This window comes from Burkholderia sp. Ac-20344, from assembly GCF_017104975.1.
Taxonomy (GTDB): Bacteria; Pseudomonadota; Gammaproteobacteria; order Burkholderiales; family Burkholderiaceae; genus Burkholderia.
In genome coordinates, this window is record NZ_JAAGPP010000029.1 from 32,043 (window position 1) to 53,296 (window position 21,254).

19 protein-coding genes are annotated in these 21,254 nt (G+C 67.7%); 5 read left to right on the top strand and 14 right to left on the bottom strand.

Annotation, left to right across the window (positions count from 1 at the left end):
* Positions 1 to 170: 170 nt before the first annotated feature.
* Positions 171 to 1,025, top strand: a complete 855-nt coding sequence (locus tag G3N64_RS12485) for an FCD domain-containing protein (protein WP_205784229.1) — start codon at positions 171 to 173, stop codon at positions 1,023 to 1,025.
* Between the two features lie 66 nt (positions 1,026 to 1,091).
* Here the strand turns inward: G3N64_RS12485 and G3N64_RS12490 are convergent, their stop codons facing one another.
* The 3 genes from G3N64_RS12490 to G3N64_RS12500 are packed head-to-tail and all read right to left on the bottom strand — an operon-like array spanning position 1,092 to position 5,396.
* Positions 1,092 to 2,516, bottom strand: a complete 1,425-nt coding sequence (locus tag G3N64_RS12490) for an aldehyde dehydrogenase family protein (protein WP_205784230.1) — start codon at positions 2,514 to 2,516, stop codon at positions 1,092 to 1,094.
* Positions 2,517 to 2,546: 30 nt separating this feature from the next.
* A complete protein-coding gene (locus G3N64_RS12495) occupies positions 2,547 to 3,944 on the bottom strand; it encodes an aspartate aminotransferase family protein (RefSeq protein WP_205784231.1) in 1,398 nt (465 codons plus the stop codon).
* Positions 3,945 to 4,001: 57 nt separating this feature from the next.
* Positions 4,002 to 5,396 (bottom strand): APC family permease, encoded by a 1,395-nt coding sequence (locus G3N64_RS12500; RefSeq protein WP_205784232.1) that lies wholly within the window; start codon positions 5,394 to 5,396, stop codon positions 4,002 to 4,004.
* Positions 5,397 to 5,647: 251 nt separating this feature from the next.
* On the opposite strand from G3N64_RS12500, the gene G3N64_RS12505 reads away from it, so the two are divergent.
* Positions 5,648 to 6,742 carry an AraC family transcriptional regulator gene (locus G3N64_RS12505; protein ID WP_205784233.1) on the top strand — a complete coding sequence of 365 codons (1,095 nt, stop codon included), beginning with the start codon at positions 5,648 to 5,650 and terminating at the stop codon, positions 6,740 to 6,742.
* A gap of 335 nt (positions 6,743 to 7,077) precedes the next feature.
* The gene (locus G3N64_RS12510; RefSeq protein WP_205784234.1) at positions 7,078 to 9,513 is read left to right on the top strand and encodes a PEP-utilizing enzyme; all 2,436 of its coding nucleotides are present in this window, start codon (positions 7,078 to 7,080) and stop codon (positions 9,511 to 9,513) included.
* A 34-nt stretch (positions 9,514 to 9,547) separates the two neighbouring features.
* On the opposite strand, the gene G3N64_RS12515 is transcribed toward G3N64_RS12510, so the two are convergent.
* On the bottom strand, positions 9,548 to 9,922 hold the full coding sequence (locus G3N64_RS12515) for a sugar ABC transporter ATPase (protein WP_205784235.1): 375 nt from the start codon (positions 9,920 to 9,922) through the stop codon (positions 9,548 to 9,550).
* 275 nt (positions 9,923 to 10,197) lie between these two features.
* Here G3N64_RS12515 and G3N64_RS12520 point away from each other — a divergent pair, with 275 nt between their 5' ends.
* Positions 10,198 to 11,178 (top strand): helix-turn-helix domain-containing GNAT family N-acetyltransferase, encoded by a 981-nt coding sequence (locus tag G3N64_RS12520; protein ID WP_205784236.1) that lies wholly within the window; start codon positions 10,198 to 10,200, stop codon positions 11,176 to 11,178.
* Between the two features lie 232 nt (positions 11,179 to 11,410).
* Here the strand turns inward: G3N64_RS12520 and G3N64_RS12525 are convergent, their stop codons facing one another.
* From G3N64_RS12525 to G3N64_RS12570, 10 genes are all read right to left on the bottom strand, one after another.
* A complete protein-coding gene (locus tag G3N64_RS12525; RefSeq protein WP_205784237.1) occupies positions 11,411 to 12,304 on the bottom strand; it encodes an amidohydrolase family protein in 894 nt (297 codons plus the stop codon).
* Between the two features lie 15 nt (positions 12,305 to 12,319).
* Positions 12,320 to 12,634 carry an L-rhamnose mutarotase gene (gene rhaM / locus G3N64_RS12530; protein WP_205784238.1) on the bottom strand — a complete coding sequence of 105 codons (315 nt, stop codon included), beginning with the start codon at positions 12,632 to 12,634 and terminating at the stop codon, positions 12,320 to 12,322.
* An 11-nt stretch (positions 12,635 to 12,645) separates the two neighbouring features.
* Entirely contained in the window at positions 12,646 to 13,431 is a 786-nt protein-coding gene (locus G3N64_RS12535) for an SDR family NAD(P)-dependent oxidoreductase (RefSeq protein ID WP_205784239.1), read from the bottom strand.
* A gap of 9 nt (positions 13,432 to 13,440) precedes the next feature.
* Positions 13,441 to 14,619 (bottom strand): L-rhamnonate dehydratase, encoded by a 1,179-nt coding sequence (rhmD, locus tag G3N64_RS12540; RefSeq protein ID WP_205784240.1) that lies wholly within the window; start codon positions 14,617 to 14,619, stop codon positions 13,441 to 13,443.
* Positions 14,620 to 14,660: 41 nt separating this feature from the next.
* Positions 14,661 to 15,596, bottom strand: a complete 936-nt coding sequence (locus G3N64_RS12545; RefSeq protein WP_205784241.1) for a dihydrodipicolinate synthase family protein — start codon at positions 15,594 to 15,596, stop codon at positions 14,661 to 14,663.
* A gap of 71 nt (positions 15,597 to 15,667) precedes the next feature.
* A complete protein-coding gene (locus tag G3N64_RS12550; protein WP_205784242.1) occupies positions 15,668 to 16,552 on the bottom strand; it encodes a glycosyltransferase family 2 protein in 885 nt (294 codons plus the stop codon).
* 122 nt (positions 16,553 to 16,674) lie between these two features.
* Entirely contained in the window at positions 16,675 to 17,379 is a 705-nt protein-coding gene (locus G3N64_RS12555) for a GntR family transcriptional regulator (RefSeq protein WP_205784243.1), read from the bottom strand.
* Between the two features lie 80 nt (positions 17,380 to 17,459).
* On the bottom strand, positions 17,460 to 18,251 hold the full coding sequence (locus G3N64_RS12560) for an aspartate/glutamate racemase family protein (protein WP_205784244.1): 792 nt from the start codon (positions 18,249 to 18,251) through the stop codon (positions 17,460 to 17,462).
* Positions 18,248 to 19,492, bottom strand: coding sequence for a D-amino acid dehydrogenase (locus tag G3N64_RS12565; protein ID WP_205784245.1), 1,245 nt, complete (start codon positions 19,490 to 19,492; stop codon positions 18,248 to 18,250). The genes G3N64_RS12560 and G3N64_RS12565 overlap by 4 nt, the downstream gene beginning before the upstream one ends.
* 12 nt (positions 19,493 to 19,504) lie before the next feature.
* A complete protein-coding gene (locus tag G3N64_RS12570; protein WP_205784246.1) occupies positions 19,505 to 19,852 on the bottom strand; it encodes a RidA family protein in 348 nt (115 codons plus the stop codon).
* 307 nt (positions 19,853 to 20,159) lie between these two features.
* On the opposite strand from G3N64_RS12570, the gene G3N64_RS12575 reads away from it, so the two are divergent.
* A complete protein-coding gene (locus tag G3N64_RS12575) occupies positions 20,160 to 21,254 on the top strand; it encodes an ABC transporter substrate-binding protein (protein ID WP_205784247.1) in 1,095 nt (364 codons plus the stop codon).

The window sequence follows — 21,254 nt, forward strand, 5'->3', positions numbered from 1 at the left end:
ACGCCCTGCAGGATGCGCGCCGCCGGTTGATCCTATTTATCATGATAAATAGAATGAACCTGATGCTAGAGTTGATCAAAATTGGTGTCAATCAGGCAAAATTCCCTACCCACGCCGGAACGGATCGTCGACGACGACGCGGCGCGCAGTCAGACAAAGGAGTCGTGAAGATGGTCATGGACCGAGCCAGGGCGGGCCTCGCGGTCGAAATCAAGCAGCCGAAGCGGGCCGATCTCGTCGCCGAGGAGATCAAGCGGCTGATCACCGAGAAGGACCTGAAGCCGGGCGACCGCCTGCCGCGCGAAGCCGAGCTGCAGCAGCTCTATGCCGTGAGCAAGAGCACGATCCGCGAGGCGCTGAAGTCGCTCGAGGTGCAGGGGCTCATCAAGGTCACGACGGGGCCGACGGGCGGCGGGATGGTCGTCGAGGTGCCGCTCGACCGCACGCTGCAGCTCCTGCAGAACTACCTGTTCTTCAAGGACGTGACGATCGACGACATCTACACCGTGCGCAAGCTGCTCGAACCCGAGCTGGCGGCCGGCGCCGTGCCGCACCTGAGCGAGCGCGACTTCGCGGCGCTGGAGGCGAACATCGCGTGCTGCGACGGCTCGTCGGGCGTACGCGATCGCGGGCACATACTGCGCCAGCGGCAGGAAGACACGACGTTCCACGACATCCTCGCGGCCGCGAACCCGAACCCGTTCCTGCGCTTCAGCTGCGAGCTGATCAACGAGATGATCCGGCAGCTGATCGAGTTCCGGAACGATACGCCGCTCGTCGAGCACAAGCGCTTCGGCGAAGCGAACGTGTCGATCCACAAGGCGATCCTGCAGGCCGCGCGCGAGCGCGACGCCGAGCGCGTCCGGGCGCTGATGGTCGAGCACATGACCGAGGCGCCCAAGCATGTGAAGCGGATGAAGGGCAAGCTGCGCGGGCGCTTGATCCTCGATTCCGAGATCCGCAGGCGGGCCGCCGCGCCCGTTGCGGGATCCGATGCAGGCGCGACGGATCCCGACGAGGACTGATTGCCGGCGAGTACGCATCCGCGTCCCGCTTTCCCCGGGCGACCGGGATCGTCATCTCCCGGACGCTCACGCGTACCCCGTCGTCCCCTTCGTCTCCAGATACTCGACGAGGCCGAACTCCGCATACTCGCGGCCGTTGCCCGAGCGCTTGTAGCCGCCGAACGGCGCGGCCGGATTCCACGGCGGGTAGTTGATGTGGACATTGCCGACCCGCAGCCGCGCCGCCACCCTGCGCGCCCGTTCGGGATCCTTCGACTGCACGTAGGCCGCGAGCCCGTAGACCGAATCGTTCGCGAGCGCGACGGCCTCGTCCTCGGTGCGGTAGGTCATGATCGCGAGCACCGGCCCGAAGATCTCCTCGCGCGCGATCGTCATGTCCGGCGTGACGTTCGAGAATACCGTCGGCCGCACGTAGAACCCGTCGCCGAGCCCGTCCGGCCGCCCCGGGCCGCCGGCAACGAGCGTCGCGCCCTCTTCGATCCCGAGCCGGATGAAGTGCTGGATGCGGTCGAACTGCGTGCGGCTGACCACCGGCCCGATGCCGGTTTCCGTCGAACGCGGATCGCCGACGATCGTGCGCTCCGCCTCCCGGCGTGCGGCCTGCTCCGCCAGCGCGAGATGGTCCGCATGCACGAGCATGCGTGTCGGCGCATTGCACGACTGGCCGCTGTTGCCGAAGCAGCTGCGCACGCCGCGCGTGACCGCATCGTCGATGTCGGCGTCGGGCAGGATCAGGTTCGGGCTCTTGCTGCCGAGTTCCTGGTGCACGCGCTTCACGGTATCGGCGGCCGCCTTCGCGACCTCGACGCCCGCGCGCGTCGATCCGGTGAACGACACCATGTCGACATCCGGATGCCGCGACAGCGCGTCGCCCACTTCATGCCCGTAGCCGTGCACGAGGTTGAACACGCCGGGCGGCACGCCGGCTTCGTGCAGGATCTCCGCGAACAGGATCGCGCTGAACGGTGCGATCTCGCTCGGCTTGAGCACCATCGTGCAGCCGGCTGCGAGCGCCGGCGCGACCTTGCACACGATCTGGTTGATCGGCCAGTTCCACGGCGTGATCAGCGCACACACGCCGATCGGCTCGTGCGACACCAGCAGCGAATCGGTCTGCGTGCTGAAGCGGAACGACTGCAGCGCGCGGATCGTCTGCTCGAGGTGCGCGGTGCCGACCGCGGCCTGCATCGCACGCGCGAATGCGATCGGTGCGCCCATCTCCTGGCTGATCGTCTGCGCGACCTCCTCGTAGCGGCGCTGGTAGATCTCGAGCACGCGCCGCATCAGTGCGGCCCGCTCGTCCACGCACCAGCGCGAATACGTGTCGAAGGCCTGCTTCGCCGCGCCGACCGCGCGGTCGACGTCGGCCGCGCCGCCGATGCTGAGCTGCGCATACGGCCGCGCCGTGCTCGGGTCGATCACGTCGATCGATTGCGCGTCGGCCGGATCGAGCCACTGGCCGTCGATATAGGACTGATGTGACGTTCGCATCGAATGCTCCTGAAATGAAGGACGCCGCGCTCAGCGCGTCGCGCGCGCATAGGTGCTGACGAGGATGTCGCGGATCTGCGCGACGAACCACACGATCTCGTCGCGCGACATCACGAGCGGCGGCGAGAACTGCACGATCGGCGTGCCTTCATGATCGACGCCCGCGCGGCACAGCAGCCCTGCGTCGAAGATCGCGGGCGCGAGCAGCGTCGACACGAACGCCTGCGCGCCGATGCCGGCCGCCCAGCGGCGCGCGGCCTTGTCGGTCACGAGTTCGAGCGAGTAGTGGTAGCCGTCGCCGCGTACGTCGCCGACGCACGGCAGTTCGAGCAGGCCGTCGAGCGTCTGGCGGAATATCGCTTCGTTGCTGCGCACGTTCTCGAGCACGCCTTCGCGCGCCATGATCGCGAGGTTCGCGAGCGCGGCCGTGCACGCGACCGGGTGGCCGCCGTACGTCGCACCGTGCAGGAACATCTGCTGCGGGCCGTCGAGCACCGTGTCGACGACCGCGTCGCTCGCGATCACGCCGCCGAGCGGCACGTAGCCCGACGCGATGCCTTTCGCGAACGTGATGATGTCCGGCTTCAGCCCGTAGCGCGCGGAGCCGAAATATTCGCCGAGCCGGCCGAACCCGCAGATCACCTCGTCCGCGACGAGCAGCACGCCGTGCCGGTCGCAGATGTCGCGCAGCCCGGCCGCGTAGCCGGCCGGCGGCGTCAGGCTGCCGCCCGCGTTCTGCAGCGGCTCGACGACGATCGCGGCGACGGTATCCGGCCCTTCCTGCACGATCAGCGATTCGATCTCGTCAAGCAGATAGCGCGTGAACTGCGCTTCCGTCTCGCCCGCCGGACGGCCGTAGCGCTTCGTGTTGCCCACGTGCCGCACGCCCGACATCAGCGGCTCGAAATGCTTGCGGAAGTTCGTCATCCCGTTCAGCGCGAGCGCGCCGAACGACGTGCCGTGATACGCGACGCGCCGCGCGATGAACTTGCGCCGCTGCGGCTCGCCGCGCGACTGGTGATACTGGCGCACCAGCTTGATCGCCGATTCGTTCGACTCCGAGCCGCTCGACGTGAAGAACACGCGGTTCAGGCCCTCGGGCGCGAGCGTCGCGAGCTGGTGCGCGAGCTTGATCGCCGGCTCGTGGCCGACACCCCAGTTGGTCGCGAACGGCAGCCGCACCATCTGCTCGCGGATCGCGTCGCCGATTTCCGCGCCGTGGCTGTAGCCGACCTGCACGCAGTACAGCCCGGCCAGCGCATCGAAGTAACGCTTGCCGTTGCGGTCGACGAGCCAGCAGCCTTCGCCGCGGTCGAACACGGTCAGCGCGTGGTCGCGATACGCATCGGCGTGCGTGAAATGCATCAGCAGGTGGCGCTTGCCGAGCGCCTGCAGGTCCGCATCGAGATTGACGTCAACAGCGTTCATGGATGATTCCTCCTTCAGGGTTTCAGCGCCGGCGGCCGGCAGTCGACCACCGGTCATTCAATTCATCGACAGCGTCGGCGCCGGGCGCGTGAAGCCGCGCGTCAGCCACACGAGCTGGCAGAGTCCGAGCACGAGCCAGCCGATGCCGACGTAGAACGTCTGGCGCGACAGCCCCGACCAGAGCCACACGTTCATCGCGAAGCCGAGCGCCGGCATCACGCCGAACGTGATCCAGCCCGCTAAACGACGATGCTCGGGGCGGCACAGATAGCTGCGCATCACGCACAAATTCACGATCGCGAACGCGACGAGCGCGCCGAAGCTGATCATCGTCGACGCGAGATCGAGCGTGATGAACAACGCGGACAGCGACACGACGCCGACCGCGAGCGTCGCGCGCACCGGCGTGCGCAGCCGCGCATGCAGGTGGCCGAAGACGCGCTCGGGCAGCACCCGGTCGCGGCCCATCGCGAACAGCACGCGCGTCACGCTCGCCTGCCCGGCCATCGCGCTCGCGAAACAGCCGGCCACGTATACCGCGACGAAGAACGCCGACAGCGTGCCGCCGCCGATGCGCCGCATCAGGTCGAGGCTGGCCGAATCGAGATCCTTGAATGCGTGCCAGTCGGGGAACACCACTTGCCCGACGTACGCGACCAGCATGAACAGCACGCCGCTCGCCAGCGTGCAGAGCAGGATCGCACGCGGCACCGTGCGCTTCGGCTCGCGCGTTTCCTCCGACAGCGTGGTGACCGCATCGAAGCCGAGGAACGACAGGCACAGGATCGCGGACCCGGCGAAGATCGCGTGCGCATCGCCCGACGACGGCAGCGCGACGGCCAACGACAGCCCTTCGCCGGCCACGACGCGCGCCGATGCGACGACGAAGATCGCGATGAACACGAGCTGGCTCGCGATCAGGATCAGGTTCACGCGATTGACGAGCCGGATGCCGACGATGTTCAGGCCGGTGATCAGTGCGATGCTGCCGACGATCCACACGCTGGCCGGTACCGCCGGAAAAATCTGCTTCATGTAGATGCCGATCGCGAGGTAGCTGATCATCGGGATGAACAGGTAGTCCATCAGCAGTGCCCAGCCGACCATGAAGCCGGCCGACGTGCCGAAGTTGCGGCTCGCGAATGTATAAGCGGACCCGGCGCTCGGCATCAGCCGCGCCATGTGGCCATAGCTGCGCGCGGTGAACAGCATCGCGACCAGCGTGACCGCATACGCGGCCGTCAGGTGCCCATTCGTCTCGCTCGTGACAAGCCCGTAGGTCGTGAACACCGTCATCGGCAGCATGTACGCGAGGCCGAAGATCACGAGCGTCGCGAGTCCGAGCAGGTGCGGCTTGCGGCGTTCGTGCGCATCGTTGCGCATCGCGTTTATCCCGTCGATGTCATGCGTCGCGACGGCCGATGCGTATCGACCAGGGCTGTCGTTGTCCATGCTGTCCTCACGTGGGTGGCGTTCACGGCTTCAACACTCGTTCGCCCGGCGCGGCCGGCGGCGCACGACTGGAAGAAAGTGTGGTGCGCCAAAAAATCGGCCACGAATGAGAAAAGCGGACGTAATCAGAGGATATTTCCGGACACGTCGCCGCGCGTCGCGCTGGCGAGTCATGCATGGTGCTGTGCCGCACTGGCGTTTTTCGGACATTCCGGCTATGTTCTACGCGACCCCGTCGCCCCGTCAGCACCATGGACAGCCGATCCCATCGAAACCAGAGCCGGGCCGAGCGCAGCCTGCGTTCGTCGCTCGGCCTCGCGCGCCCGGCCGGGCGCCAGGAGGACATCCCCGCCACCGTCCACGCGATCGCGGTCGCGCTGGACGAGTGCCGCGTGCGGCATATCGACGGTGCCGCGCTGCTCGAAGGCACGGGGCTCGGTGCGAACGAAGTCGCGTCGCCGAACCTGCACGTGAATCGCGGCCAGGAGCAGCGCTGCTTCCGCAACCTGCTGCAGCGCAGCGGCGTGCCGTCGATCGGACTGTCGATCGGTGCGCGGCTGCACGTGTCGACGCTCGGCCTCGCCGGCTACGCGATGCTGATCAGCGGCTCGGTGATGCAGGCATTCCGGTGCATGGGGCAGTTTCCGCTGTTCATGGGACTGTACTTCGACGTGCGTATCGATGCGCACGCAGGCGGCATGAGCGTGACGATCAGCCGCTACAACGGCGAGCCCGATCTCGAGGTGTTCCAGGTCGACATGTGCCTGTCGAGCCTGCGCCTGATCGTGTCCGATCTCGTCGGCAAGCCGGTCTGGCCCGCGCAGGTGCAGCTCGCGCGCCGCACGCCGCGCAATGCCGCCGACTACGCGCGCCACTTCGGCTGCAAGATCGCGTTCAATGCGGGCGACAACCGGCTCGTGTTCACGTCGGTGAACGGCACCGAGATGCCGCTGCTCGCGAACGAAGTCAGCTTCAATGCATTGCACGGCCAGTGCGAGGCGCTCGAACGGCAGTGGGCCGCGTCGGTCGGCACGCGCTTCGCCGATCGCGCGAAGGAGCTGATGGCACGCGACCTCGCGCGCTTCAAGTCGATGACGTCGCTCGCGAACGCGCTGCACCTGACGGAGCGCACGCTGCGCCGGCGGCTCGACAAGGACGGCATCACGTTCCAGTCGCTGCTCGACGATGTGCGTCGCGACGAAGCGGTGCGGCTGCTCGACGACCCCGCGCTGACGGTCGCGGCGATTGCGGAACGTCTCGGCTACAGCGAGCCGCGCAGCTTCCGTCATGCATATCGGCGCTGGACCGGGCGCACGCCGCGCGCCGGCGCGGATTCCGACGCGTAAAGCGCAATGGACGCTCGGTTGAAAGGCCGGCAGCAAACGCTTTCCCGACGAACATGGCAAGCCGGTTTCATTGCCGGCATCAGGGCTTCCCGCACCCGTCATTCATGACCGATGTCTGAATGGCGTCGCGTTCGACGGAGCGGTAATCATCCGAGTCTTCTCGCGTAGAATGCCCGCAACCATCAAGCATCCAGCCGAGCGGGGCCACGCCTCCATTCCACTCGCACCGGCGCAACGCGAACACGACAACACGAACAAGACCCGTGGCATCCGCAAACGGCGCCGCCCCGACCGGGCGCGCACCACCGCGACGATCGCCCGCCGACGACGCCTCCATGAGCAAACCGATCCTGTACCTCCTCGCCGGCAACGGCAGCGCGGCCGACTGGTGGGACGATGCACTGCCCCGCTTCCGGCATTACCGGCCCGTGCCGCTGGAACTGCCGGGCTTCGGCGACAACCCCGCGCCGCCCTGCGAAGATCTCCCCGCGTATGCGCAAGCGCTGCTGGACGCGACCGAACCGGGCCACGCGATCATGGCGGTCGGCGTGAATGCGCTGCTGGTGCTGCACGCATTGCAGCGGCGCCCCGGCCACTTCAGCCGCAACGTGCTGCTCGCGCCCGTCGGCGCATTTCTGTGGGAGCGGCGCCTGCCGAAACTGATGGCGCCGAAGCCGCTGCGCAAGACCATCCACTGGCTGCTCGCGCGCTACCCGACGCTGTTCGCCCGCAAGTTCTCGAACCTGACCTGGACGCGCGCGCAGTACCGCCGCATGGGCGCCGGCTATGCGCGCTGCCGCGCGTTCCTGCCGCACTGGGATCTCGTGCGCGCCGATACCGCGCTGCCGCTGCTCGAGTGGGTCACCGATCGCATCGAACTCGTGTGGGGCGACCAGGACAACGTGCTCGGCGTGCGCCAGGCCGCCGCGTGGTCGGCGATCCTCGCGCGTGCCCACCTCACCGTCACGCTGCAGGCCGGCTGGGGACACTACCCGTGGATCGACGCGCCGGCGGCATTCGTGCAGTGGCTCGAAGCGGGCGACGCCGGCTTCGTCGCGCACACCAAGGGCGGGCGCCTGGCGCTCGCCACGATGGCCGGCCTGCCCGTGCCGCCCGCGCTGTCGCTGACTCGCGCCGACGATCCGCGCCTGCCCGGCTTTCTCGCGAGCCAGCCCGACGCCGAGTGGGCGATCCGCTCGTCGAGCCACGGCGAAGACCAGGCCGATGCAGCCAACGCGGGCCTGCACACCACGTTCCTGCGCGTACCGGCCTCGCAGGCGGCCGCGCGCGTGACCGAGCTGCTCGACGGCGGCCTCGAGGAAACGGTCGTGCAGCGCTTCATCACGCCCCTGCTGTCGGGCATCGCGTTCGTGCGGCACCTCTCGGCCGAAGTCGAGTGGGTGGAAGGCCACCTCGAAACGCTCGCCGACGGGCAGGCCAGCCCGCCACGCGCGATCCTGTCGCGGCTCGGCGCGCCGTGGCAGCGCGGCACGTTCCCGACCGCGCACGGCCTGGACGCGACGCAGCTGTGGAGCTTCCTGCAGCGCGTGCTGCGCGCGTTCCACTACGTGCCGGGCGATGTCGAATGGGCATGGGACGGCACGCAGCTGTGGCTGCTGCAGTACCGCCCGATCAGCAGCTATGGCTGGCACCGGCACCTGACCGCCGCGAACATCGCCGAGATCCTGCCGCCGCAGCCCAGCCGGCTGGTCGAGTACGCGCAACGACGCGCAGCCGGCAGCATTCCGGCCATCATGGCGCGCTGGGATGCACGCGTCCTGCAGGATAACGAACCATTCACCGCGCGCTATGGCGGCGCGTCGTACATCAACAACGACCTGTTCCTCGCCCGCCTCGCCGACTGGGGCGTGTCGGCCGGCAACTACAGCGGCGAGATCGGCGGCGCGACACCGCCGCTGCGCTGGCGCCCGCTGCGGCTGCTGCGTTCGCTGCCGGTGTTCTGGCGCATGCTGCGCGTCGCGCGCGGGCATCTGCCGACGCTCGAGCGCGGCTTGCAGCGCTTCGACCAGGAACTCGCGACGCTCGTCGAACGACGCGCCGACGGCCAGCAACTGGCCGACTGGTTCACGCGCTTCTACGTGTTCGTCGTGCAGGGCAACCTGTGCATCGCGTCATCGCTGGCCAGCAGCGGCGGCGCACTGTGGGGCCGTCCACCCACCGCATACGGCCAGCTCGACGACAGCCCGCATCGCCTGCCGTGGGAAACCGATCCGGGCACCGCGCGGCCCGCGCCCGCCGATCTGCCGTTGCAGGCGTTTCCCGACTGGCCATTGCCGGTCCGCGTGCTCCACACGCTCGGCGCACCCGGCATGCGCGGCTGGTATCTGCAGGTGCGCGAGTGGTATCGCGACAACCTGATGCGCGTGTTCTTCCGCCTGCATCACGCGATGCCGGCCGCCGACCGCGACGCGTGGTTCGCGCCCCATCCCGAGCGCCGCGAACGCAACGGCAGCTTCTGGCAGGACGGCAGCGAAGGCACCGACGAGGCGGCCGGCTTCATGATCTATCCGGGCCACACGCAGGGCGTGCTCGGCCGCGACATCCTGCTGGAAGACACGCTCGACCCGGGCCGGCACGCGCAGTACCAGGCCGCGCGCGCCGTGATCGCACGGATGGGCGGCCGGCTGTCGCATGGCGCGACGCTGCTGCGCGAACTGCGCAAGCCGTCGGCGGTGCTGCCGCGCGTCGATGCGGCGTGGATCGGGCGCGAGGTGCGGCTCAGCGACGGCCGGCTGACGCTGGTCGAATAGGCACGGCGCGGTTGCCGCGTGCCTGGGCCGGGACTCAGCGCACCGGCGTGCGGACCTTCCCGTCGACCTTCAACGTGCGCCGGTCGTGCGCGGCTTCGTATTCGACCGTCTGCGCGGGTGTGACGGCGCCGTACGAACGGCCGTTCACATAGACGGTGCCGTCCCGCAACTCGACCCGGTCGCCGTCGACCGTCGCGGTGGCCCGTTCGCCCTGCAGCACCGCGCCCGAGCAACCGGCGGTCGAAAAGCTGCGGACCGACGTGCCCGGCATCGCGGCGAAACCGCCCTGATCCGCCGCGTGCGCCGCGCTGCAGGGCGGCGCGTCCATGCTGCCGGCAGCGTGCACCGCGCCGGTGCTGATCCCGCATCCGGCAAGCAACGCAATCGTCATCGGCTTCAGATGGTTCATGGTGAGCTCCGTTGTCCGCGGCCGCGGATCGATGACCGGCCGACGCCCGTGCTCGCATGGCAGGCCGTCCGGGTACGCCCAGTATGCGTCCGGTTCGCGGCCCTCCGCCATCCGCGCCAGTACCACTCACGGTCCGACCCTGCCTCCTCGATCCGCGCCGACGCCGGCCTCCGGACGCGCCGCCTCGGCCCCCCCGTCCGCATGAAGATTCGCCTTGATCAAGTTGCGACCCGCAACTATTATTGATTGCGATCCGCAACCTTTCCGGACCCGCCATGGACCTCATCGACGCTCCCGCCAAGCCTCGCGACGCGACCATCCTCGAGCTGCGCGACTTCTCCCGCAAACTGGTTCGCGAGCTCGGCTTCATGCGCGCGACGCTGGCCGACAGCGACTGGGCGCCTTCGGCCGTTCACGCGATCCTCGAGATCGGAATGGCGCCCGGCATCAACGCCCGCGATCTGGGCAACATCCTGCGGCTGGACAAATCGAACACGAGCCGGCAACTCGCGCGGCTCGAGGCGGCCGGTATCGTGGAACGGCGCGTGTCGAGCGACGATGCGCGCGCGACCGAGCTGTACCTGACCGCCGACGGAAAAAAGCTCCAGAAAAGAATCGACACGTTCGCGACCGATCAGGTGTCGAATGCGCTGCGTCGCATGGTGCCCGCCGACCAGCAGGCGCTGCTGCGCTCACTCGCGTTGTATGCCGATGCGCTCGCGCAGGACAACGCCGCCAAGGCGCCTGCCGCGGCACCCGATGCGCCACCGATCCTCGAAGGCTATCAACCGGGCTGCATCGGCGATATCGCGAGCCTTCACGCGCGCTTTTATTCGGAACACTGGGGCTTCGGCGCCTTTTTCGAAAAGCGCGTGGCGACCGAGCTGGCCGAGTTCGCCGGTGCGCTGCCGGCCGACGGCAAGGCGCTCTGGCTGTGCCAGGAAGACGGGCGAGCACTCGCGTCGCTCGCGATCGACGGCGACCCGGCCACCGGCGTCGCGCACCTGCGATGGTTCATCGTGAACGACGCGTTGCGCGGGTCGGGCGTCGGCCGCCGGCTCATGACGGAAGCCATGCGTTTCGTCGACGCGCAGCGGTTTCGCGAAACCTATCTGTGGACGTTCAAGGGCCTGGATTCGGCGCGCCATCTGTACGAGTCGTTCGGCTTCACGCTGACCCGCGAATCCGCGGGCTCGCAATGGGGCACCGAAGTGGTCGAGCAGCGCTTCAGCCGGCCCGGGCCATCCGGCGGCTGAAGCTCGGCGGGCCGTCTTCGCTGCGAATGCCCTTATGGCCCGAGCCGCGGGACGCACGCGTTCGCTTCGAGCGGCAGGCCGCCCGCCGCGCAACGGGTTGTCCATTCGTCTTCGCGGCCTTCAGGCTCGTCACTTCGCGCACGACCCGACGCAACGTCAGTCCGCGCTCACGCGCATTGCGCTTGATCTCGCCTGCCCCGCTGCGCAAACGTGATCCGCGTGGCGATCTGGGTCAAATTCGATAGATTCGCTCTGCATTCTTAACGAATAGTGCTTGCCTGTCCGTATCGCTCGCACCTGCAACGATAGTGGCGTAAGCCTGCCAGAGCGCCGGATAGCCGGCATGCAACCGGTCGATCGGAAAGTTCGACGCGAACATGCATCGCGCGACGCCGAACGCGTCTATTCCTTCGAGCACGTAGGGCCGGAAGCTCTCGACCGTCCACCGGTGATCGAACATGGCGAGCCCGCTCAGCTTGAGCACGACGTTCTCGCGCCGGGCGAGCCCGTGCAGCCCGGCGCGCCACGCACGATAGCCGTTCACGCTGTCGCGATCGACGAACATGCCGGCGTGATTGACGATGAAGACCGTGTCCGGATGCGCATCGACCAGCGCCAGCGCAGCCTCGACCTGGGACGGATAGATTTGCAGGTCGAACGACAACCCGAGCCGCGCGAGCCACCCGAAATGATCGCGCCAGCCCGGATCGTCGAGATAGTCGCGATCGACGTAGTTGTACCAGGGGTTCGCGTGACGGTTCAGGACCTGGCGAATGCCGCGCACGTTCGCACACGCGGCGGCCGCTTCGAGCCTCGCTGGCGCGTCGGCGCGCGACAGGTCGACGCCCGCGACGATGCCCTCGGGCATGCCGCCGCTCGCCGGCGCATCGGCGAGCGCCTGCAGCCATTCGACCTCGCTCGGCGTCGTCCACGCGTCATGGATCGCCTCGACGTGTACGACTTTGAGGATCTCGATCTCGCCTGCGTCCGCGCGCAGGTCGGCCGGGCCGTACGCGCGCGGCAACGCCGCCACCGGCCCGGAGAAGGCCGGTTGCGCCCGGTCGAGCCAACCGTAGCTCAACGCCTCGGCATCCCAGAAATGCACATGTGGATCGACGACCTGCATGGCGCCTCCTTGTCATCACGCCAGATGGAACATCGGTTCCAGATGTTTTTCGAGCGGCCGGCCGTCTCCGTCCGTCGCCATCAGGTCGGCCATATACGCCCACCACCGGCGCATCACGTCAGCCTGCGCGAGTTCGGCCATCCGGTGCCCGGCCGGGCGTTTCAAGACAGCGAACAGGCAATCGGTTTCGTCGTCGAGGAAGATCCAGTAATCTGCGATGCCGGCCGCGCGCAGCGCGTCGGCCAGTTCCGGCCAGATCGTATCGTGACGCCGCCGATACGCGTCCTTCTGCCCCGGATGCAGCCGCATCCGGAAAGCGATCGTTTCCATGTCGGCCCTCGTCATTGCAGGTTCACGTACAGGCCGCCGTCGACAAGAAGCGCGGCGCCATTGACGTAGCGCGCCAGGTCCGACGCGAGGAACACCACGCAGTCCGCGACGTCGTCGGGCTCGCCGAGGCGGCCGAGCGGAATTCGCCGCTCGAAGTACTCGGCCTTGCCGGGCGCCGCAAGATCCGCTTCGTTGATCTCGGTGCGAATCGTGCCCGGCAGCACGGAATTGCAACGAATGCGGTGCGGACCGAGCGCGACCGCGCACGACTGCATCAGCGCGTGCACGCCGGCCTTCGTCGGCGTGTAGTGCGTTTGCATGGCGCCGCCGACGAGCGCACTGATCGAACTCGTGGCGACGATCGCGCCACCGTCGCCCTGCTCGACCATGCGGCGCGCGACCGCCTGGGTCATGTAGAACGCACCGTGCAGGTTGACTTCCATCGTGCGCCGCAGCAGGTCGGCGGGCAGATCGAGGAACGCGTGGAACGGACAGATCCCCGCATTGCTCGCCAGCACGTCGATCCGGCCGAACGCATCGACGGCCCGCGCGACCAGGTGATCCGCGGTGTCCGGCCGCGCGATGTCGCCCGGCACCGCGAGCGCGCGCCGGCCGGTGGCGCCGATCTCGTCGATCAGCGCGTCGAGTGCGTGATCCGACTGCGCCGGCAACAACGGATCGGTCCAGTAATTGACGACGACGTCGGCGCCATGCCGTGCGCACGCGAGCGCGATCGCCCGGCCGATGCCCCGCGAGCCGCCGGTGACGACGACGACCTTGTTCTCGAGCAGTTTCATCGCGGCGGCTCAGTGCGTGTACGGCCGCTCGGTGCGCACGGCCGGATTGAGCCGCACGCCGAAGCCGGGCGTATCCGGCACTTTCATCCGTCCGCCCGTCGGCACCGGTTCATCGAGCAACAGCGGATCGAACATCGGCACGACGCGATCCGCCTGTGGCGCCATCATCAGGAATTCCGCGAACGGACTGTTGTGCCGCGTCGTCACGAAGTGATAGCTGTAGACCGACGAGCCGTGCGGCACCACGAGCACGCCGTGCGCATCGGCGAGCGCCGAAATGCGGATGAGTTCGGTCAGGCCGCCGCACCAGCCGACGTCCGGCTGGATGATGTCGCAACAGCCCATCTCGAGCAGCATCCGGAAGCCCCAGCGGGTCGCCTCGTGCTCGCCCGTCGTCACGAGCAGATCGGGCGGCGCCGCGCGGCGCAACTGCGCGTAGCCCCAGTAGTCGTCGGGCGGCAGGCACTCCTCGATCCATTTGAGCCCGTATGCGCGCGCGTCGTGCGCGAGCCGGGTCGCATAGCGCACGTCGAGGCTCATCCAGCAGTCGAGCATCAACCAGAAATCCGCGCCGACGCGGTCGCGCATCGTCGCCAGTTCGTCGAGGTTGCGGCGCAAGCCGTCGTCACCTTCGGCCGGACCGTGATGCAACGGCAGCTTGCCGCCGATGAACCCCATCTCCTTCGCGAGATCCGGCCGCGCCCCGGTCGCATAGAACTGCAGTTCCTCGCGCACCTTGCCGCCGAGCAACTGGTGCACCGGCTCGCCGCGCACCTTGCCGAGCAGGTCCCACAACGCGAGGTCGACACCGGAGATCGCGTTCAGCACCACGCCCTTGCGTCCGTAATAGAGCGTTGCGTAGAACATCTGATCCCACATCTTCTCGATGTCGGTCACGCGCTGCCCCTCGATGAAGCGGGCCAGATGGCGCTCGACGATGAACGCGCCGATCTCGCCCCCCGTCGTCACCGCGAAGCCGACCGTGCCGTCGCTGGCCTCGATCTCGATCACGAGTGTCCCGAGCACGTTGATGCCGAACGACTGCCGGCTCTGCCGGTATTCGGGGTAACGCGCCATCGGGGTCGCGATGTGATCGTCGATCCAGTGGTCCGCGCCCTGGTCGTGGTAGTCGGCGCCGCCGCCGCGCACGGTCAGCGCACGGATGTGTCGTATCGTGGGCATGCTCATCAGGACGTTCCTCGGTGGGAAAGAATCAAAATACGGGCGTGTCAGCGCGCCCAGCGCAGCACGAGCGCGTCGAGCCGTCGCGCGATCTCGACGAGACCCGCGCGCGTTTCCGGGTGCAGCGGCATCAGCGGGCGCCGTGGCGCGTCCGACGCGATCACGCCCCCCTCCTTCATCAGCGCCTTGCAGGCGAGCAGCCCGGCCTGCCGGTTTTCATAGTTGATGAGCGGCAGCCACTTCTCGTAGCCCGCCACCGCCTCGTCGCGCCGGCCTGCGCGATAGGCAGCCAGTATCGGCTGCAGCCCGTCCGGATAGCCGCCGCCCAGGATGCTGCCGGTCGCGCCCGCGTCGAGATCGGCGAGCAGCGTGATTGCCTCCTCGCCGTCCCACGGCCCCTCGATCGCATCGCCACCGAGCGCGATCAGCTCGCGCAGCTTCGCCGCCGACTGCGGCACCTCGATCTTGAAATAGCGCAGGTTCGGAATCGTGCGCGCGAGCCGTGCGAGGAACGATGCCGGCACCTGCGTGCCGCTCATCGGCGCATCCTGGTACATGATCGGGATGTCGATCGCATCGGCGACCTCCGAGAAGAACGCGCCGATCGCCGCCTCGCCACAGCGAATCGTCGCACCGTGATACGGCGGCATGATCATCACCATCGCCGCACCGGCCGCCTGTGCGGCCCGGCTGCGTGCCGCGCAGATCACCGGATTGAAATGGGTCGTCGTCACGATCACGGGCACCCGGCCCGCGACGTGCTCGAGGATCATTCCGGTGAGCCGCTCGCGCTCGTCGTCGGACAGCGCGAACTGCTCCGAGTAGTTCGCGAGGATGCACAGTCCGTCGGCGCCTGCGTCGATGATGAAATCGACGCAACGCAGCTGCCCTTCCAGGTCCAGTTCGCCCGATTCGGTAAAGATGGTCGGCGCGACGGAAAATGCGCCCGTGTAGCGGCGCGTTGCCTGTGTGTCATGAATCATCCTATCTTCCTCTTTTAATTTAGGAATACATAAATGACTGAATGCGTTCGAGAAACGTCGTCGCGAATCGGTCAGACCCGGCCGTACCGGCCGCGCAGTCCGTCCGTCACGCCGCACAGAATCGCGTGCAGCTTGGTCCGCTTGTCGCGCGCGTGCAGCAGGACGAACGCGACGTGTTTCAGCGTGATCAGGTTGATCAGCAGCATTGCCGGATAGCGGCGCCAGTAGTCGCGTGCAACCAGGATGCAGTTGCGGGCCGCGTAGTAATGGCGCAGCGCGCTCTGATCGAAAATCTCGACGCGCGGCCAGTGCTGCCGGCCGGCCGGACTGCCCAGTTCGTGCGGCAGCGACACGTCGGCGTTCACGCACACCGGCACACCGTTGGCCTGCGCGCGCATGCAGTACTCGGCGTCGACATGGTCGATGAAGAAATCCTCGCGGAACCGGCCAAGCGCGCGATACGCGTCGAGCGAGATCGCGGTGCCCGACGAGATGATCACCGAGCACGCCAGCAAGCCGCGCGCGCCGTCACGGATCGGCGTGATCCGCGCCGACCATCGGCGCACGGTGAAAAGCGGCAGGTTACGCTGGAAGTTGCGATTGAAGATGCGTGGCCCGACCAGGAAGCGCGTATCGCCGACGCCTGCGCATCCGTCGAGCATCCGATCGAAATAATCGGCGGGCACGGTCGAATCCTGATCGAAGATGAAGAACACGTCGCAGCCGCGGCCGATCAGGAATTCCACGCCGGCGTTGAATGCGCCGGCGATCCCGCCGCGGTTGTGGTTCGCGACCACGTCGACGCCGTGCGCGGCGAGCCGCGCGTGCAGATCGCGATCGACTGCCGGAGAATTGTCGACTGCGACGACGGCCGGACTGTGCGCGGGCAGGCCCAGCAGATGATCGATCTGCGCCGCAGACGGCTTGTAAAGCGTGACCAGCGTGCCATGTTTCATGACGGCACCTCGTAACGAAAGCGTGGCGATGCGCCGCACCGGCTGGCAGGCGGCCCGTCCTCCTTTGCCTTGCGTCTCGTCGGCAGGGTCTCGCCGGGCGCGCGTGCCCCGGGGACCGCCGGTTATTTCGCGTACAGCTTGACGACGCTCGCTTCCACCACGCGCGTGATTTCCTCCATCCGCCAGCGGATGTGCGTGTCGGTCAACGCAACGCATCGTTCGATGTCCCGCGCGGCGAGCGCGTCGAGAATCTCCAGATGTTCGGTGAAGGCCTCGTCGCGCCGTTGATCGACGTCGACCCATCGCACGTAGTGGATCCGCGCGTTGATTCCTTGCAGCACGCGTCCGATCTCCGCATTGCCCGACAGGGCGGCAAGCTCCAGGTGAAACAGTTCGTCCTTCAGAACGAGCTCCGACGACGGCATCCGCGATGCGCTCTTCATCACCTGCCGCCAGAAACGGCGCAGCGTCTTGATGTCGTTGTCGGACGCCCGCTCGCATGCGAGCATCACCGCAGTCGACTCGATCGAACGTCGCAGCTCAAAGAGATCGAACACGTCTTTCCCTTCCAGTTCACGGATGAAGAATCCGCGGTTCGGCACGAACACCAGCAGATTCTCGGCGACGAGACGGTTCAGCGCCTCACGGATCGGCGTGCGGCTGACGTCGAACCGCTCCGCCAGTTCCAGCTCGTTGACCCGCTCGCCCGGCCGGATCTTGTACGACACGGCCATCTGCTTCAACTGCTCGTAAATCTCGTTGACCGTGAGGCCCGCGCGCTTGGGCGCCAGCGTCTCGCGGCCGCCGAGCACGGAATTCCCTGCCATCTCATCTCCTCCGTTGATCCGTCAGCGACCGCCATTATCTGCCATCGGTCGGCATGCGGACGCTTTTCGTTCGGCTGGCGTCACCGCATCAGCAGGCGTCCGAAGCCCGGCACCGGATCGTCGACGCCGGCGAGCCGCAGCGCATGCCACGCGAGCGCGTGATTGCTCGACAGGACGGGCTTGCCCGCGCGCGCCTCGATCTCCGCGAGCGCGTCGACGAGCCGGAGGCTCGTGCACGACACGAATACCGCGTCCACCGCCGGATCGGCGGCCAGCGCGAGCACCGCGCGCTCGATCGACTCGCGGTCGATCCGCGCCACCTCGTTGTCGTCGCGATGCTCGAACGAGCCCGCCCGCACGACGTCGACGCCGCGTGCGCGCAGGTAGGCCGCCATCGCTTCGTTGATCGAGCGCTCGTACGGCGTGAGGAGCGCGACGCCGCGCGCACCCAGCGCGTCCAGCGCGACCCGTGCCGCAGTGATCGGCGTCGTGCACGCCACGCCCGGCCGCGCTTCGCGGATCCGCTCGAACACGCGCTCCTCGCCGAGCACCGTCGACGCGGACGTGCAGCCGAACGCGACCACGTCGAGGCGCTCGCCCGGACGGATCAACTCGACGGCCGCGGCGATCCCGCCGTCCATCCGCGCGAGCGTCTCCGCGGTGATATCGGCGGAGTTCGCGATCCGGCTCTCGTAGAACGCGACGCCGTCGAGCGCGAGGAGGCGCCGCCATTCGTATTCGATCGTATGGTCGGTCGCGAGCACGACGAGCCCGATCGCCGCGCGACGCGCGATTCCCGCGTCGAGCGAGAAGCCGAAGCGCGCGTACAGGCCGGCGTCATGCGGCACCGGGGTCGAAAGAAGTTCGCTCATTGCAGTGTCATCCCGGTAATGTCGATGTCGGGCTGCCGGCCGTGGATCAGGTCGGCGACGATCTTCGCCGTACCGCACGACATCGTCCAGCCCATGTGGCCGTGCCCGGTGTTGAGAAAGAGATTGCGATGGCGGGTCGCGCCGATGATCGGCGTGCCTTCGGGCGTCATCGGCCGCAACCCGGCCCAGTACGACGGCCGGGTGTAGTCGGCGCCGTTCGGAAACAGCGCCTTCGCGGTGGCCAGCATGTGCGCGAAGTCCGCGGGCGTGTAGGTCGTGTCGTATCCGCTGAATTCGGCGGTGGCGGTCAGGCGCAGCCGGTCGCCGAACCGCGCCCACGCGACGAGCTGGCTTTCCTCGACACCGCCGAGCGTCGGCGGCTCGTGGCGCGCGTCGATCGGCAGCGTGACCGAATAGCCCTTCACCGGATAAATCGGCAACCGGTAGCCGAGCCGGCGCGCGACGAACGGCGAGTACGAGCCGAGCGCGAGCACGTAGCGGTCGCCGCTCACGCGGCCCTGCGACGTCTGCACGTAGTCCACCGCGTCCGCGTTCGCGCGCACGCCGTCGATCGTCGCGCCGAAGCGGAACTCGACGCCGAGCGCGCGGCAGCGCTCGGCGAGCGCGCGGGTGAACAGATGCGCATCGCCGCTCTCGTCGGACGGACAGTAGATCGCGCCGGCGATGGCGCCCGCCGCGCCGGCGAGCGCAGGCTCGCGCTCGATCACCGCCCGCGCGTCGAGCGTCTCGAGCGGCAGGCCGTTGTCGGACAGGATCCGCATGTTCGCGACGCCTCGCTCGAACGACGCGGAATCCCGGTACAGGTACAGCAGGCCGCTGCTGATCCGGTCGTATGCGAGCCCCTCGTCGCGGGTCGCCGACTGGAGCTGCTGCTGCGCATAACGGCACAGCCGCACCTTGATCGACGTGTTCCGGCGCGAGCGCTCCGCCGTGCAGTTCTGCAGGAACAGGCGGCACCAGGCCCACATCCGCCAGTCCGGCGACCACTTGAGGCGCAGCGCCTCCCCGTCCGAAAACAGCGACTTGAGCAGAATCTTCGGCGCCCGCGGTGACGCCCACGTGTAGGAATGCCCCGGCGCGATCAGTCCCGCGTTCGCGAAGCTCGTCTCGAGCGCGACGCCGTCGCGCCGGTCGACCACCACGACCTCGTCACCCGCCTTCGCGAGAAAGTACGCGGTCGTCACGCCGACGATGCCGCCCCCGAGCACGACCGTCCTCATCGTTCGCCTCCGCTAGAACGCGGCGATCGCCGCAATTTCAACCGTGTACTCGGGAAACGCGAGCGGCGACTCCACGCACGCGCGCGCCGGCGCGTCGCCCTTCGGCACCCATGCGTCCCAGACCCGGTTCATCTCGGCAAAGCTCCGGTGATCGGCAAGCCAGATGCTCGCGGACACGATCCGCCGCTTGTCGAGCCCTGCGCCGTCGAGCAGCCGGTCGATCTTGTCGAGGATCTGGCGGGTCTGGCCGGCGACGTCGAGCGTGGTGTCGTCGGCAACCTGTCCGGCAATGAACGCGAGCCCGCCCGCCATCACGAGCTGACTCATCCGCTCCCCTGCGCCATAGCGCTTGATCTCCATCGCACCGCCTCCGTTTCCCGTGTCGAGTTGCCTGAATTCTAATCATGCAAATTCATCACTGTATACACTTTTTTCAAAAAGATTCGACACTGCGCCATGCTGGCGCATATGCCCGAAGCCGGTGTTTACGGTCGCCGATTTTGTGCATTTAATGCGCTAAATATAGGCATATTCCTGTCGAATAGGATGCCGGTTACGAACCTGGCCTCATCACTCAAAAAAGTATTTGCCAATGTTTTTTGTTCTGTGATTCTGTCGACACTTTTGTATTTCACGATCCATTCAACGCGCAGTCAGGAGAACAAAAATGAAACTGGGTTGCTGGTGTCTTGGGGTCTGCGTCGCGCTCGGCGCGTGGGCGACCCTTCCCGCGCGCGCCGACGTCAGCGTCGGCGCCGTGCTGCCCCTGACAGGCGCAAGCGCGTCGATCGGCGAGGACCAGCGGCGCGGGATCGAGCTCGCGGTGGCGAAAATCAACGCACAGGGCGGCGTACTCGGACAGAAGCTGCAGGTGAGGATCGAGGATTCCGGCGGCACGGCAAACACGGCGCTCGACGCCGCGCGCAAGCTGGCGACCGTCGAGCGCGTGCCGCTCGTGCTCGGCGAATTTTCGTCGTCGGTGACGATTCCGGTCGGGCAATTCCTCGTGCGCCAGGGCGACGTGCACATCAACATCGGTTCGTCGAGCCAGCAGGTCCGCAAGATCGGCACGGGCTCGTTCAGCACGATCGGGCTCGACGACCAGTCCGCGCGCTTCGCCGCGCAGGACGTGTACGACCGCAAGCTGCGGCGCGTCGCGCTGATCGCACCGAACAACGGCTACGGCCAGGGCATCGCGACCGAGTTCACGAAGCGTTTCGAGGCGCTCGGCGGCACGGTCGTGTCGACGGTGCTCTACACCGAGGGACAGTCGACCTACCGGCGCGAGCTGGAGCAGGCGTCGCGTGCGCAGCCCGACGGCTACGTGTACAGCGCGTACGGGCAGGAAGCCGCGACGCTGAACCGGCAGGCGTTCGACATGCGCCTCAACCAGCGCCCGTGGTACGGCATCTACCTGACGATGTGCACGAGCGACACGCCCGCCCAGATCGCGCAGGGGCAGATCGGCCTGGAGGTCGCGGCGCTCGGCGGGAGCGCCGCCGCGTACGCGGCCGCCTATCGTGCCGCGTACCACGAGGCGCCGCGCTCGGCGTTCGGCAGCTATGCGTACGACGCGACGATGCTGTCCGCCGCCGCGATCAACCGCGCGCACTCGGCCGATCCCGCGAAAGTGCGCGCGGAGCTTGCGGCCAGCCAGCCGTACAACGGCGTAACGGGCACGATCGCCTTCGACGCCGACGGCCAACGGACGGCGCAGCCGTACGAGAAGGTCGTGTACCGGCAATCCGTCGTCGCCCAGTAG

Bases quoted from the DNA above. Each gene is read 5' to 3' on its own strand.
- G3N64_RS12520 (WP_205784236.1), top strand. From the start codon at position 10,198: ATGGACCTCATCGACGCTCCCGCCAAGCCTCGCGACGCGACCATCCTC.
- G3N64_RS12570 (WP_205784246.1), bottom strand. From the start codon at position 19,852: ATGGAGATCAAGCGCTATGGCGCAGGGGAGCGGATGAGTCAGCTCGTG.
- G3N64_RS12485 (WP_205784229.1), top strand. From the start codon at position 171: ATGGTCATGGACCGAGCCAGGGCGGGCCTCGCGGTCGAAATCAAGCAG.
- G3N64_RS12500 (WP_205784232.1), bottom strand. From the start codon at position 5,396: ATGGACAACGACAGCCCTGGTCGATACGCATCGGCCGTCGCGACGCAT.
- G3N64_RS12545 (WP_205784241.1), bottom strand. From the start codon at position 15,596: ATGATTCATGACACACAGGCAACGCGCCGCTACACGGGCGCATTTTCC.
- G3N64_RS12505 (WP_205784233.1), top strand. From the start codon at position 5,648: ATGGACAGCCGATCCCATCGAAACCAGAGCCGGGCCGAGCGCAGCCTG.
- G3N64_RS12515 (WP_205784235.1), bottom strand. From the start codon at position 9,922: ATGAACCATCTGAAGCCGATGACGATTGCGTTGCTTGCCGGATGCGGG.
- G3N64_RS12565 (WP_205784245.1), bottom strand. From the start codon at position 19,492: ATGAGGACGGTCGTGCTCGGGGGCGGCATCGTCGGCGTGACGACCGCG.
- G3N64_RS12555 (WP_205784243.1), bottom strand. From the start codon at position 17,379: ATGGCAGGGAATTCCGTGCTCGGCGGCCGCGAGACGCTGGCGCCCAAG.
- G3N64_RS12510 (WP_205784234.1), top strand. From the start codon at position 7,078: ATGAGCAAACCGATCCTGTACCTCCTCGCCGGCAACGGCAGCGCGGCC.
- G3N64_RS12535 (WP_205784239.1), bottom strand. From the start codon at position 13,431: ATGAAACTGCTCGAGAACAAGGTCGTCGTCGTCACCGGCGGCTCGCGG.
- G3N64_RS12560 (WP_205784244.1), bottom strand. From the start codon at position 18,251: ATGAGCGAACTTCTTTCGACCCCGGTGCCGCATGACGCCGGCCTGTAC.
- G3N64_RS12525 (WP_205784237.1), bottom strand. From the start codon at position 12,304: ATGCAGGTCGTCGATCCACATGTGCATTTCTGGGATGCCGAGGCGTTG.
- rhmD (WP_205784240.1), bottom strand. From the start codon at position 14,619: ATGAGCATGCCCACGATACGACACATCCGTGCGCTGACCGTGCGCGGC.
- G3N64_RS12490 (WP_205784230.1), bottom strand. From the start codon at position 2,516: ATGCGAACGTCACATCAGTCCTATATCGACGGCCAGTGGCTCGATCCG.
- G3N64_RS12495 (WP_205784231.1), bottom strand. From the start codon at position 3,944: ATGAACGCTGTTGACGTCAATCTCGATGCGGACCTGCAGGCGCTCGGC.
- rhaM (WP_205784238.1), bottom strand. From the start codon at position 12,634: ATGGAAACGATCGCTTTCCGGATGCGGCTGCATCCGGGGCAGAAGGAC.
- G3N64_RS12550 (WP_205784242.1), bottom strand. From the start codon at position 16,552: ATGAAACATGGCACGCTGGTCACGCTTTACAAGCCGTCTGCGGCGCAG.
- G3N64_RS12575 (WP_205784247.1), top strand. From the start codon at position 20,160: ATGAAACTGGGTTGCTGGTGTCTTGGGGTCTGCGTCGCGCTCGGCGCG.